This window comes from Bartonella tribocorum CIP 105476, assembly GCF_000196435.1.
Taxonomy (GTDB): domain Bacteria; phylum Pseudomonadota; class Alphaproteobacteria; order Rhizobiales; family Rhizobiaceae; genus Bartonella; species Bartonella tribocorum.
In genome coordinates this window covers 2,168,739-2,181,795 of sequence record NC_010161.1, presented here as the reverse complement: position 1 = coordinate 2,181,795, position 13,057 = coordinate 2,168,739, and the positions used below count along the sequence as shown (strand labels likewise).

11 protein-coding genes and 3 pseudogenes are annotated in these 13,057 nt (G+C 48.3%); 9 read left to right on the top strand and 5 right to left on the bottom strand.

Annotation, left to right across the window (positions count from 1 at the left end; translation table 11 throughout):
* Positions 1 to 1,643: 1,643 nt before the first annotated feature.
* Both BTR_RS09675 and BTR_RS09670 read left to right on the top strand, forming a co-directional pair.
* Positions 1,644 to 2,339: a hypothetical protein gene (locus BTR_RS09675; protein ID WP_038474095.1), complete on the top strand. Its 696-nt coding sequence runs from the start codon at positions 1,644 to 1,646 to the stop codon at positions 2,337 to 2,339.
* Positions 2,300 to 2,725, top strand: a complete 426-nt coding sequence (locus tag BTR_RS09670; RefSeq protein WP_145972909.1) for a hypothetical protein — start codon at positions 2,300 to 2,302, stop codon at positions 2,723 to 2,725. Before BTR_RS09675 ends, BTR_RS09670 begins: the two co-directional genes overlap by 40 nt.
* Positions 2,726 to 2,767: 42 nt before the next feature.
* Here BTR_RS09670 and BTR_RS09665 read toward each other — a convergent pair whose 3' ends face one another.
* Entirely contained in the window at positions 2,768 to 3,346 is a 579-nt protein-coding gene (locus BTR_RS09665; RefSeq protein WP_012232325.1) for a hypothetical protein, read from the bottom strand.
* A 249-nt stretch (positions 3,347 to 3,595) separates the two neighbouring features.
* Here BTR_RS09665 and BTR_RS13700 point away from each other — a divergent pair, with 249 nt between their 5' ends.
* The 6 genes from BTR_RS13700 (at position 3,596) to BTR_RS09635 (ending at position 6,879) form a co-directional block, all read left to right on the top strand.
* Positions 3,596 to 3,721, top strand: coding sequence for a hypothetical protein (locus BTR_RS13700; RefSeq protein WP_280109585.1), 126 nt, complete (start codon positions 3,596 to 3,598; stop codon positions 3,719 to 3,721).
* A 129-nt stretch (positions 3,722 to 3,850) separates the two neighbouring features.
* On the top strand, positions 3,851 to 4,234 hold the full coding sequence (locus BTR_RS09655; protein ID WP_244393530.1) for a hypothetical protein: 384 nt from the start codon (positions 3,851 to 3,853) through the stop codon (positions 4,232 to 4,234).
* A gap of 498 nt (positions 4,235 to 4,732) precedes the next feature.
* Entirely contained in the window at positions 4,733 to 5,416 is a 684-nt protein-coding gene (locus BTR_RS09645; RefSeq protein WP_038474081.1) for a hypothetical protein, read from the top strand.
* 172 nt (positions 5,417 to 5,588) lie between these two features.
* Positions 5,589 to 5,738 (top strand): hypothetical protein, encoded by a 150-nt coding sequence (locus BTR_RS12995; protein WP_158305310.1) that lies wholly within the window; start codon positions 5,589 to 5,591, stop codon positions 5,736 to 5,738.
* A gap of 17 nt (positions 5,739 to 5,755) precedes the next feature.
* The gene (locus BTR_RS09640) at positions 5,756 to 6,076 is read left to right on the top strand and encodes a hypothetical protein (RefSeq protein WP_038474079.1); all 321 of its coding nucleotides are present in this window, start codon (positions 5,756 to 5,758) and stop codon (positions 6,074 to 6,076) included.
* A gap of 104 nt (positions 6,077 to 6,180) precedes the next feature.
* A complete protein-coding gene (locus BTR_RS09635) occupies positions 6,181 to 6,879 on the top strand; it encodes a hypothetical protein (RefSeq protein ID WP_038474077.1) in 699 nt (232 codons plus the stop codon).
* On the opposite strand, the pseudogene BTR_RS09630 reads toward BTR_RS09635, so the two are convergent.
* A pseudogene (locus BTR_RS09630) lies at positions 6,819 to 8,123 on the bottom strand (bifunctional DNA primase/helicase); the annotation flags it as partial. The gene BTR_RS09635 and the pseudogene BTR_RS09630 sit on opposite strands and share 61 nt — an antisense overlap.
* A 22-nt stretch (positions 8,124 to 8,145) precedes the next feature.
* Here BTR_RS09630 and BTR_RS13235 point away from each other — a divergent pair.
* Positions 8,146 to 9,723: a hypothetical protein gene (locus BTR_RS13235; RefSeq protein ID WP_174258353.1), complete on the top strand. Its 1,578-nt coding sequence runs from the start codon at positions 8,146 to 8,148 to the stop codon at positions 9,721 to 9,723.
* Here BTR_RS13235 and BTR_RS13560 read toward each other — a convergent pair.
* The 3 genes and pseudogenes from BTR_RS13560 to BTR_RS09620 all read right to left on the bottom strand — a co-directional run.
* Positions 9,695 to 10,295 (bottom strand): annotated as a pseudogene (locus BTR_RS13560) (DNA primase); the annotation flags it as partial. The gene BTR_RS13235 and the pseudogene BTR_RS13560 sit on opposite strands and share 29 nt — an antisense overlap.
* 109 nt (positions 10,296 to 10,404) lie before the next feature.
* A pseudogene (locus tag BTR_RS13875) lies at positions 10,405 to 10,530 on the bottom strand (YdaU family protein); the annotation flags it as partial.
* 1,367 nt (positions 10,531 to 11,897) lie between these two features.
* Positions 11,898 to 12,965, bottom strand: a complete 1,068-nt coding sequence (locus BTR_RS09620; RefSeq protein ID WP_012232321.1) for a YdaU family protein — start codon at positions 12,963 to 12,965, stop codon at positions 11,898 to 11,900.
* Between the last annotated feature and the right edge of the window lie 92 nt (positions 12,966 to 13,057).

Genomic DNA, 13,057 nt, shown 5'->3' with positions numbered 1-13,057 from the left:
GGGACTCAATGAGGGGAGAGGGATGGTGTAGCTATTTTGGGTTTATCTCAGCAGGAAGAAAACACTTTTGGGAAGAATATGAAGTGCTCTGCGCTTTTCTCCATCTTTGTTCTTTATTATTTTATTTGGCTTGAAGGTTGAAATATCTTTTAAAGAATGGCGATGATTCTTTTTTCACATTTTGCGACTTACGCTTTTGTTTTTTTAAGGGAGGAGAGCTTTCATGGGGGCTGCCTCTCATGTAAAAACGGAACGCTCCAAACGGAATATATTTGTGCTCCCTATTCACGGGCTTGTTTTAATATTTCTCGATAGCTGTCGTTCTCATTTCGCGACGGCGTTGGTGAAGGGGGATAAGTCCCAAATGATATAAAATTTATTGCGCTCCCCATCTTTATGCTTCATACATAAAAGAGAAAGGCGGTACGCATTATATATCTTTCCAGTGCTCAATGGGATGATAGTCTGTGGGGGATGATAGTCTGTGGGGGATGATAGTCTGTGGGGGATGATAGTCTGTGGGGGATGATAGTCTGTGGGGGATGATAGTCTGTGGGGGATGATAGTCTGTGGGGGATGATGGTCTGTGGGGGATGATGGTCTGTGGGGGATGATGGTCTTTCGAGTTTGAGAGTGTAGCGTAAAAGGCATTATGAATCTTCATCTTTGAAGTGTTTATTCTCCATGAAATCTCCTGGGGCTCTACTGTTTGTAACGGGATGGTTTGATGAATTTTAATATAAATTAATATAAAATAGCATTGAAAGAAGAAAAGCCGTCGAAAGAAGAGAAGCCTAAGAGCGTTGGCTCTTTTCTGCTAAGATTCTTAAAATGAAGAACAGAAAACGAATCTATTACTCATTGCCATGATACAAGCCTTTCAATAAAGAAAAAATATCAGTGATTCTGTTATGTCGTAAAACAGTGTATGCCGTAAATCTCTTGTCCTGTCAGGGGGGATATAAAGCACCCTGTGTGATAGGTTGAAGTATTTTTTAGGGGAACTGTTTTTTAGGGGGGAAGGTTTTTAATGGTGTGGTGAATATTTTTAGGCGCGTTTATCGCGCTTTAAGTCTTAGATAAATCCTCTACATGGGAAAGCAGAAGTGCGTGGTCAAAAGTGTGTGGGAAGACAAGAGGGATAAAAATGAAGATGGTTCACAGAGGTCCGATTGCATGAAGAACGCGCGTCTTTTGGGGGAGGGAATGTTCAGTCAATTTGACAAAAGAATGATCTATTTTGCAGGGAGACCTCATGGAAGAAGATAACAAAGTTAATACGATTTAAGACAATACAGTCATAAAAAAGCCCTCTGTTATAAACAGAAGGCAATAATAAGGAGGATTTCCAACATTAGGTAGTAAAAAATATCAGAAAAGAATGAATTTTAAAAATGCACTCTATAAAAATCCACACTTAGAAGACTTACTTCTCTATAAATAGCAGAGAATTGAAAATAGAGCAAGATAAAAATACTCCTTTAAAAGGAAAACTTTGTTATTCGTTTCTTAAAACATCATGAATACTTCTTATTTATTGAATTTTTATGCTGAAATTCAATGCCATGTAAGTATTTAAAGATATTATGACGCCTGTAACTCTATTTATTCTTCAATAACCAACCGAACAAATAGAGCGCCTCGTGGTTATAGATCGGCGGGGAGGGAAGGGGCTTTGTTTTTTTAAGAGCCTGCATTTTGATTGCAAGGGTTTTGTGCGCTGCTTTGCGTTCTTTAAGCAGTCTGGTGTCCTTTCCAATGGGGGGGATGGGAGTGCCAGGAGGGAACTGTTTGGCGTGTTGGCGCGTGTGTGGGGCATTCTCCTTGATTGCAAGGGTTTTGTGCGCCGCTTTGCGTCCTTTAAGCAGTCTGGTGTTCTTTCCAATGGGGGGGGATGGGAGTGCCAGGAGGGAACTGTTTGGCGTGTTGGCGCGTGTGTGGGGCATTCTCCCTTGATTGCAAGGGTTTTGTGCGCCGCTTTGCGTCCTTTAAGCAGTCTGGTGTCCTTTCCAATGGGGGGGATGGGAGTGCCAGGAGGGAACTGTTTGGCGTGTTGGCGCGTGTGTGGGGCATTCTCCTTGATTGCAAGGGTTTTGTGCGCCGCTTTGCGTCCTTTAAGCAGTCTGGTGTTCTTTCCAATGGGGTGGGATGGGAGTGCCAGGAGAGAACTGTTTGGCGTGTTGGCGCGTGTGTGGGGCATTCTCCTTGATTGCAAGGGTTTTGTGCGCCGTTTTGCGTTCTTTAAGCAGTCTGGTGTCCTTTCCAATGGGGTGGGATGGGAGTGCCAGGAGGGAACTGTTTGGCGTGTTGGCGCGTGTGTGGGGGGCATTCTCCCTTGATTGCAAGGATTTTGTGCGCCGCTTTGCGTCCTTTAAGCAGTCTGGTGTTCTTTCCAATGGGGTGGGATGGGAGTGCCAGGAGAGAACTGTTTGGCGTGTTGGCGCGTGTGTGGGAATCCTCCCTTGATTGCAAGGATTTTGTGCGCCGCTTTGCGTCCTTTAAGCAGTCTGGTGTCCTTTCCAATGGGGGGGATGGGAGTGCCAGGAGGGAACTGTTTGGCGTGTTGGCGCGTGTGTGTGTGGGGCATTCTCCCTTGATTGCAAGGATTTTGTGCGCCGTTTTGCGTCCTTTAAGCAGTCTGGTGTTCTTTCCAATGGGGTGGGATGGGAGTGCCAGGAGGGAACTGTTTGGCGTGTTGGCGTGTGTGTGGGGAATCCTCCCTTGAGAGTGGGGCAACGTCGGCTGCTACCCTGAATGGGGGGAGGGATTATTCAGAATGTTTATGGTTTGCATATCCCCAATGAAAGGCAAGTAAGTCTAAACAATCGCGTAAATGATCGGCAAGGGAGTTTTGTTTGCGTTTTGAAGGACTTAATTCTTTGATCGCTTGGCCATAACCGATAACCCGTTCAAGCAGTGAATAGCCAAGAATACCAAGTTGTACTTTGATTGTTTTTAAATGATTGGAGGCTTCTATTTGCCGTTCAATGGGGTGGGTATAGCTTTGGCTACAGGAAACTTTTTCACGGGTGGTGTCAAGGCTCATGTGGAGGTCTGCCTGACTGTGTCGCCAGTAAAAATAAAAACGTTCTGCGGCTTTATATTGTGCCTTACTCAGATGTCCCTTCGCATATAAAAGCGCAATGGGATTGCTTTGTGCATTGACAAGGGCTTTGATGGTGCGCGGGTTGCTGGAACTTTCTGGATGCGTGGGCTGAAAATAAGGGTTGCTGGTTTCAAGGGGGATTTCTTGCGTCTTTAAATGACCCCTATGCTTTTCTTTCTCTTGGGGGGCGTTCTCGTAAGGCTTAAGAAGGGGGGTATTTTTTTTCTCTTGATGGGTCATATCATCTCCTTGAATAAATTATCGTTTGATTTTCGTTTAAAAAAAATGTTGCTTGGTTTTTAATGAAGAGGGGGCGTGAGAGGGGAGGCGTGGAGGAGGAAGGGGGCGTGAAGAGAGGGGGCATGGGTTGGCATGTGTGGGCGTGTATGGGCGCTTAGGTTATTTGCGGGTGCGGGTTGGAGCGCGTGGGTGGTGGCGTGGGCTGCTGAGGGTGTGCGTTGAGGCGTGTAAGGGCAAGTGGCGCAGGGCATGTTCATAAAAGAGAGGATTAGACAGAAGGTGGGGGCTTGGGGGTGGAGAGAGGGGGTGTGGTCTTGGAGTGTGGCTAGGATTGTTGTGCTGTGGGGGGGGGAAAACCATGGATTTGGTTCTTGAAAAGAAGAGGTATTTTGTTGCATTGTCTTTTGTTGTCGTGTGTATATTTTTCTTGAGTGATGTGTTTCTTGAGTAACTTGATGCGGGAGGAAAGTAATGGTGCGCGGGGTTTTGTCTCTGAGGGGATTAGTGTTGAGCGGCATTGTGGTCTTTGTCTCTGTGGCTGTTTATATGGAAATGAAGGCGCTTGGGATGACGTGGGGCGTCTTTTTACGCGCTTTGGCGTTTTATGGCATTCCCGGCATTGTCCTTATGGTTGGTTATGAAGTCATGCAGCGGCGGGGTGTAACAAAGGGTTTGTTCTTCAAGATGGTGTTGTTTAGCATCATTTTGGCGGCTCTTTCTGATTTTATTTATAAGCAAGCTGAGCATTTTGGTTTGGCATGGCTCTGGTTCTCAAATAAATGGGTGTTTAGTGTCCTTTTGGGCATTATCCTTGGTCTTTTCCTTGGGCTTGTTTATAAAGGGGCAAGGCGTTTTGGGTTTAGGATTTCATGCTTTGAAAAGGATTGATATTTTGCTTCCATTGTGGCACTTGTCCTTCTGTTTGCTTAGTCTTGGAGCAAAGCATTTTGATATTCTGCGTTTTGATATTTCAGGGGGGGGAATCTTTTTGCTGGGGTAGGTGTTTTTATGGGGGCTGGTGTTTGTTGTCTTGGTGAAAATATCCTTGGATTTACGGATGAAGAGGATTGTGTTGATGAGGAGGCAAAGCTTCAGTGATCGCGCGTGTTTTTTTGTTTTTGAAAAGCTTTGCCTTGATTTGCTTGTTGGGCTTTATCCTTGGTTTGGCATATGTGGGGGTGAAGCATCTTGATGTGCCTTGGCATTGGGTTTTAAATGAGTGGGGTTCGATTTGCATTTTTGTATTTCTTGTTCATTTTATGAGCACTTTTTTTCATGAGGCAACGCTGTGTGTTGGTGTGATGTTAGATTGGTTCTTAAAAAGGATGGGGTTTTTGCTTACATCGTAGGCGTTTTCTTTCATTTTATTGTTGTGGGGAGATATAAATGTCGCAGGGTTTTTGGCTTGTACTGTTGGTGGTGTTTTTTGGCCTTTTTGCTGTTGCCTTGGTTTTTCTTGATAAGGTGGCTGCGCGTCGTGGGGTTACAAGATGGCGGTTTTGGGGGCGATGGGTGGTCTTTTATGGCTTGGTGAGCGTCTATCTTGGTTTTATTTCTGTGGGTGCGGGGCGTTTGGCTTGGAGCCAGGAGCTGTTGTTGAAAGGGGCGGTGTTTTCTTTTCTTTTTGGTGCTGTCCTTGGTTTGGGGCATTGGGGTGTCACGAGGCTGCCGGTTGCTGGGCAAGGGTTCGTGAAGGCGAGCCTATTTTGTTGTCTGATGGCTGTTTTCCTTATGCTTTTTGCTGTGGGTGTCAGGGATATGGATAGTGTCAGGGGAATGTTCTTGAAGGTGCTGGTTTTTACTGTCTTGTTGAAGGGGCTCTTGGAGTTCTTTCTACGCAAACAGAGCGATACTCTGTTGCAGAGGGCGTTGCGTGTTTTGAATTTTCTGCTGTTTATTTGCATTTGGGGACTTATCTTTTTCTTTGTTTCTTTGGGAGCGAAGCATCTGGGTTTGAGTTGGCTTTGGTTCTCGAATCGGGATGTATTGACCATTATAAGTACATGTTTCTTTATTTTGACTTGTCAGGGAGCGAAGTCTGCGCGTGTGATGAGGAAGGCATTTTTTTAGAGGATCGTGTTTTGGGGTGGATATTCCACATAAACGTAGGTTTGTTTTTTAAAAAATTGAAATGTTGCTTGGGCTATCATGAAGGGGTATGGAGGAAGGTATGTATTGGTGTGTGTGTGGATTATATGAATTCCATGCTGCGGTTCGGGTGTAGAAGGAGATGTGGGCTGATGTGGGGGAGAAGATGTGTGGAAGCCCCGTGTTGCAGGGTGCGTATGCGGAGAGTGTGCGCGTGGGGATTTGTGGGGGGATTGGGTGTTTTTTTGTTCTTGAAAAGAGGGATGTTTTGTTGCACCATGAACGTTTTCCTTGCGTGATTTAATGGGGGAGCTTTAAGTGATGTCGCTTGATGGGGTCATTTTGCCGTTGTTGATGTTTTTAGGCATGATGAGTCTTGCCGTGGCTTCTATTTATATCAGTGCGCGTATCGCTATGAAGCGTTTAGGGCTTACAAAAAAGGCTTTCTTTAGAAATAGTGTCTTTTGCTTCTTTGTGGGTCTTGCCTCTCAGTGGGGTTATGGGATGGCGGAGCATCTGGGTTTGAGCTGGCTTTGGTTCTCAATCCCCTGGGTGTTTTATGTTCTGTGGGGCATGATCTTTGGTCTTGTCTTTGCTCTTGTCTTTGCTCTTATTGATCTAAGGGCAAAGCGTTTGGGGTGACACTTAGGTGTTTTTTTTATTAATTGGGGTGTTGTTTTTAATTAATTGGGCGTTGTTTTTAATTGGGCGTTTTCTTTCATTTTATTATTTGTGGGGAGATATAAATGTCGCAGGGTTTGTGGTTTTTGCTGTTGGTGGTGTTTTTTGGCCTTTTTGCTGTTGCTTTGGTTTTTCTTGATAAGCTGGCTGCGCGTCGTGGGGTTACAAGATGGCGGTTTTGGGGGCGATGGGTGGTCTTTTATGGCTTGGTGAGCGTCTATCTTGGTTTTATTTCTGTGGGTGCGGGGCGTTTGGCTTGGAGCCAGGAGCTGTTGTTGAAAGAGGCGGTGTTTTCTTTTCTTTTTGGTGCTGTCCTTGGTTTGGGGCATTGGGGTGTCACGAGGCTGCCGGTTTTCTGGCAAGGGTTCGTGAAGGCGAGCCTATTTTGTTGCATGATGGCTGTTTTCCTTATGCTTTTTGCTGTGGGTGTCAGGGATATGGATAGTGTTAGGGGAATGTTCTTGAAGGTGCTGGTTTTTACTGTCTTGTTGAAGGGGCTTTTGGGGGTCTTTATACGCGAACAGAGCGATACTCTGTTGCAGAGGGCGTTGCGTGTTTTGAATTTTCTGCTGTTTTGTTGCATTTTGGGAACTGTCTTTAATTTTACTCGTTGGGGAGCAGAGCATTTGGGTTTGAGTTGGCTTTGGTTCTCGAATGAGGATGTCTTGATCATTATAAGTACATGTTTCTTTATTTTGACTTGTCAGGGAGCGAAGTCTGCGCGTGTGATGGTGGGACGTTTTTTAAAGAAAGGGGTGGTGTAGGGGCGTTAAAGATAACGCCGTGGGGGTGGTTGTTCAAAAGAACAGCGATAGCGGTAGGTTTGGGGATCAAACCAAAGACCGACTTTGCCTTCAAAATCACCAGAGCGTTGTTTGGCAATATTCATAATGACACCGGGGCGTTTGGCTAAATCTGCTTTTTCTTGGGCGAGCGAGGCGGCGAAGATTTTGTCTTCTAAGGATCGATTGCGCCAAATGGTGATGATGTTAAAAGCATTGGCACCAATTTCTGAGGCACCTTTGATATCTTCTGTTCCGGGGATATCTTTATCGAGACCCCCTTTGCGGGCATGGGCGACAAGATGAATATGCACACTGTTTAAAACAGCCCAATCCACCATTTTATAAACCGCTTGTTCTTGTCCCCCATAATCATCAGAGGCAATGCCAAGGCGCATCAGACTGTCGATAATAAATTGATCGCAACCATAGCGCGCGCGGCAATAGTCAAAGACATCAAGCAAGGTGTCGACACTTGATTTGCCAACATGTTCATAAAGAATAAGCCCATTGTCTAAAAAATGCAAAATACGTTCAATGGTCTCTTTTGTAGGTTTTTCTAAGCCGCCCGTTTGTTTGGTTAAACGCCGGAGGGATTGTTCTCCTTTCATCTCTAGAGATGCTAAGCAAAGACGGCTGTTTTGTGCAATCCAATGGGGAATACAGTCGGACAACAATTGGCTTTTGCCTGCTCCACTGGCACCGCTCCAAAGCGTTAATTCTGCGGGGCGAAAATGCAATTTGTCCTTCAGTTTCGGATAAGGAACCGTATAGCCAAGATGTTTTTCAGGCTCTGGCCAAAAAAGCCCAATCACTTGATCTTTATAGTCTGAGGCGCGCCGTAAGCCTTCTGGTGCAAAGCTTTTTGCTGAAGAAAAAGCCGCTTTTATGGTGGCAGCATCAATGCCTGCGGTTAAACAATCATTGGCATCTTTGCGGGGTAAGCGGACACGGTAGCAACGGTGGCGTCCAAGCCTGCTGGCAATTTCATGGGCGGCTTCTTCTCCGGGCTGGTCCATATCGGTGGCTAAAAAAATGGTTTCAAAAGCTTCTAAATGATCAAATTCATTTTCAATCCAATTGTGTTTCCCGCCCTTTCCCCCGCCAAAGGGTACAGAGACTGCCGGATATCCATAGGCGGCGAGCGAAAGCGCATCAATTTCCCCTTCCGTGATGACAATGGTCCGGTGTGTTGAAGAAAACGTGGGAAACGACGCGTGATCTGAGGAGCTGTGGTGGGGCGCGTGTGTGGGTTGTGAGGCGTGTGTGGTGGTGTTGGCTGTTGTGGATGTGGGTTGCGATGCATGCGTGGCGGTATTGGCTGTTGCGGGTGTGGGGTGTGAGGCGTGTGTGGTGGTGTTGGCTGTTGTGGATGTGGGTTGCGATGCATGCGTGGCGGTATTGGCTGTTGCGGGTGTGGGGTGTGAGGCGTGTGTGGTGGTGTGGTCTGTTGCGGGTGCGGAGTGTGAGGCGTGTGTAGAGGTGGTGTGGGCTGCTGCGGGTGCGGGTTGGGGCGCGTGTGTGGGTGCTTGGGCTGTTGCGGGTATGGGTTGTGAGGCGTGTGTAGAGGTGTTGGCTGCTGCGGGTGTGGGGTGTGAGGCGTGTGTGGTGGTGTTGGCTGCTGCGGGTGCGGGGTGTGAGGCGTGTGTAGAGGTGTTGGCTGCTGCGGGTGCGGGTTGGGGCGCGTGTGTGGTGGTGTTGGCTGCTGCGGGTGCGGGGTGTGAGGCGTGTGTAGAGGTGTTGGCTGCTGCGGGTGCGGGGTGTGAGGCGTGTGTGGGTGCTTGGGCTGTTGCGGGTATGGGTTGTGAGGCGTGTGTGGGTGCTTGGGCTGCTGCGGGTGTGGGTTGCGGCGCGTGTGTGGTGGTGTGGTCTGTTGCGGGTGCGGAGTGTGAGGCGTGTGTAGAGGTGGTGTGGGCTGCTGCGGGTGCGGGTTGGGGCGCGTGTGTGGCGGTGTTGGCTGTTGCGGGCGCGGGTTGTGAGGCGTGTGTAGAGGTGTTGGCTGTTGTGGATGTGGGTTGTGAGGCGTGTGTAGAGGTGGTGGCTGTTGTGGATGTGGGGTGCGATGCATGCGTGGCGGTATTGGCTGCTGCGGGTGTGGGGTGCGAGGCGTGTGTAGAGGTGGTGGCTGCTGCGGGTGTGGGGTGTGAGGCGTGTGTAGAGGTGGTGGCTGTTGTGGATGTGGGTTGTGAGGCGTGTGTAGAGGTGTTGGCTGTTGTGGATGTGGGTTGTGAGGCGTGTGTAGAGGTGTTGGCTGTTGTGGATGTGGGTTGCGGCGCGTGTGTGGCGGTGTTGGCTGTTGTGGATGTGGGGTGCGATGCATGCGTGGTGGTATTGGCTGCTGCGGGTGCGGAGTGTGAGGCGTGTGTGGGTGCTTGGGCTGCTGCGGGTATGGGTTGTGAGGCGTGTGTAGAGGTGGTGGCTGCTGCGGGTGCGGAGTGTGAGGCGTGTGTGGGTGCTTGGGCTGCTGCGGGTGTGGGTTGCGAGGCGTGTGTAGAGGTGTTGGCTGTTGTGGATGTGGGTTGTGAGGCGTGTGTAGAGGTGTTGGCTGTTGTGGATGTGGGTTGTGAGGCGGGTGTGGGGTGCGAGGCGTGTGTGGTGGTGTGGTCTGTTGCGGGTATGGGTTGCGATGCATGCGTGGTGGTGTTGGCTGCTGCGGGTATGGGTTGTGAGGCGTGTGTAGAGGTGTTGGCTGTTGTGGATGTGGGTTGTGAGGCGTGTGTGGGTGCTTGGGCTGTTGCGGGTATGGGTTGCGATGCATGCGTGGCGGTATTGGCTGTTGCGGGTGCGGAGTGTGAGGCATGCGTGGCGGTATGGTTTGTGGGGTAAAGGGCTTGCCAACCAAATAAAATCGGTTCACATTGGGCGGCTGTAGGTTTTGTTTTTGCTCCCGCTTGAGCGAGTCGTTCTTTGACTAAAGCAAGGGTGCCATCAGGTTTATAAAAGGGGAAAATGATTTTTTCGCCTTCTTCTCCGATGCGGTAACGTTTTATAATTTCTAGCGGGATGCAGCGTTCTTTATGGAGATAGTTTTTTACGAGATTTTGCGGAGTATTCCCTTTAGGAGCCGGCGGACGGTGATAGGAACGATGAGGGACCATAAAGGGTTTGGGGCGTGTCAAATTGAGAGCAGCGCGTGCTTCTTCTAAGGCTTGAGAGAGGCTAATGCCTTTGACTTCACACCAAAGGTCTAAAATATCGCCTCCAATACCTTCTGCAAAATCATACCAAAGGCCTGCTTTACTGCCGCTTAAGCAAATCGATAAACTTTGACCGGCTTCACCGCGTGTGTTGCCAACAATCCAATGATTGCCACGTTTATGCCCTTGGGGAAGAAGCATTTCTGCTATTCTATCTGCTTGTGCGATAAGTTTTTGTTTGATTTCAAAAATTGTGCTCATGGGTCTTCGGGATGTTATTCGTTTTTTTCAAAGATTTATTTTGCTGTGGGGGGCTGTTTTGCGGTTCTCGTGGTTCGATCTGATCGTAAGATCCGTAGCGCTATGGTACTTGCCAGTCCGCTTTAAGGGCTTCTTTGCCACTTTTTGCGTGCCAATAATCGCGAAACTTTTTGGCTTGCCAATGGGCTTGGCTCTCACTCAAACCTTCTGAAACGGCCGCTTTGATGTTTGTTTGCTCGTCTGAGAAGGAAAGCTTTTGCGCAAAAGCGGTGGGGTAAGGTGTATTCGTGCAAGAGTGGGTGGCTGGAGGACGGCTGCAAGGTGTTGTTTGAAGGGCTTGCTCTTTGCTAGAAGTTTCTAAAATTGCCGCCTTGATGTTTGTTTGCTGGCTTGGAAAGTGGAGCTTTTGCGCAAAAGCGGTGGGGTAAGGTGTATTCGTGCAAGAGTGGGTGGCTGGAGGACGGCTGCAAGGTGTTGTTTGAAGGGCTTGCTCTTTGCTAGAAGTTTCTAAAATTGCCGCTTTGATGTTTGTTTGCTCGTTTGGGAAGTGGAGCTTTTGCGCAAAAGCGGTGGGGTAAGGTGTATTCGTGCAAGAGTGGGTGGCTGGAGGGCGGCTGCAAGATGTTGTTTGAAGGGCTTGGTTCTCATTGAAAGTTTCTAAAATTGCCGCCTTGATGTTTGTTTGCTGGCTTGGAAAGTGGAGCTTTTGCGCAAAAGCGGTGGGGTAAGGTGTGTTCGTGCTGGAGGGGGTGGCTGGAGGGCGGCTGCAAGATGTTGTTTGAAGGGCTTGCTCTTTGCTAGAAGTTTCTAAAATTGCCGCCTTGATGTTTGTTTGCTCGTCTGAGAAGGGAAGCTTTTGCGCAAAAGCGGTGGGGTAAGGTGTATTCGTGCAAGAGTGGGTGGCTGGAGGGCGGCTGCAAGATGTTGTTTGAAGGGCTTGCTCTTTGCTAGAAGTTTCTAAAATTGCCGCCTTGATGTTTGTTTGCTGGCTTGGAAAGTGGAGCTTTTGCGCAAAAGCGGTGGGGTAAGGTGTGTTCGTGCTGGAGGGGGTGGCTGGAGGACGGCTGCAAGGTGTTGTTTGAAGGGCTTGCTCTTTGCTAGAAGTTTCTAAAATTGCCGCTTTGATGTTTGTTTGCTGGCTTGGAAAGTGGAGCTTTTGCGCAAAATCGGTGGGGTAAGGTGTGTTCGTGCTGGAGGGGGTGGCTGGAGGGCGGCTGCAAGGTGTTGTTTGAAGGGCTTGGTTCTCATTGAAAGTTTCTAAAATTGCCGCCTTGATGTTTGTTTGCTCGTTTGGGAAGGGAAGCTTTTGCGCAAAATCGGTGGGGTAAGGTGTATTCGTGCAAGAGTGGGTGGCTGGAGGACGGCTGCAAGATGTTGCGTTCCTTTGTGCCGAAAAGATGAGGCGTGTGGGGGATGCGTTGTTGTGATGAGAGCAGAGGGGGGGATGGGGATGCGTTTTGTTGTGTGAATGGCTGCTCCACGGGTTGTTTTTATGCCCGTTGTTGTGCTCAGGGTTGTTGTGTCTGATGTGGTTTTGTTCTTGATTTTGAAACATTGGTGCCCCCGCGTTGTGTGTTTGAGAAAGTGGTTGCGTATGTGATGTCAACACGTGTCGCGATAGTTGATCAGGCTGCGGTAAAGATTCTCGTTGCTCTGAGAGATGAGAGATGAGGAGTCCCACTGTTTTTGCTGTTCTTGCCGTTCGATCTCATGACGAAACCAATTGCGCCATGTGGCTTGCCAGTCTGCTTTGAGGGCTTCTTTGCCACTTTTCGCTTGCCAATAATCGCGAAATTTTTTGGCTTGCCAATGGGCTTGGCGCTCACTCAAACCTTCTGAAACGGCTGCCTTGATATCTGCTTGCCAATCTGGAGGAAGACGGTGCCCTTTGGGAATGCTTGCGATGGTGGTTTTTTTGTTGCTGCAAGCCGGGGGGGAGGATGTGAAGCGGGAGGGCGGAAGAGGGGCGAGGCTTGTTGTGGTTTTTTGTGGGACAATTTGTGGGGTAGGGTCCCCTCGTGCTTCTGCTTGGAGGGCATTGGGGCAGGCATTTTCGTGCTCTGTTTCTTCTGGTGGTGGGGAGAAGGGCGGGGACGAAAGAGCCAAAGTAGCGAGTTGAGTGCTTTGTTCAAAGCGCTTTTGGTAGGAAAGCGAAGTGTCTGACGCATCAGACAAAATTTTCTTTTCAAAAACACCGATAGGTGTTTTCTTTTCTTCTGCCTTTTGAGCTTCTAAGCTTTGTTGATCATCTTTTGTCCGCTCGTTAAGCAGTTGTTGAAACTCAGCATTGATTTTTTTGCGCTTTTTTGCCGAAGAACGCCCCGCAAAGGATTTTTGTTCAAGCAATTTTTCACGCTCTTGAAAAACATTTTCGCAACGTTGGTTCCATAAGCCATTGGCTAAATTTAAAATCTTACCCTCGCGGATCAGCATTTCTAAAACATTAACAAAAGTTCGCTTGTCACAACCGCAAAGACGCGCTAAACGTTCTTCCGATATTTCTAGAGGACGACCGCGTGCATACATTTCATTGAGAAGAATCGTATAGATTCCTATCTCATGGGCGCGCATGCCACGAACACCGCCTAGAAAATCATTTTGATACCAACAAACATATGGAAGCCTAGACGATTCATAGTGAGGAGTTTCTTGTTGATTAGCGTGTTTCATACGGCAATCTTCTTTCTTCTTTCTTATACAGTTTCATTGACAATAAAAGCGCAAACAAAAATTTAGCTCATGTTGCGTTTGGCTCTGCTTAA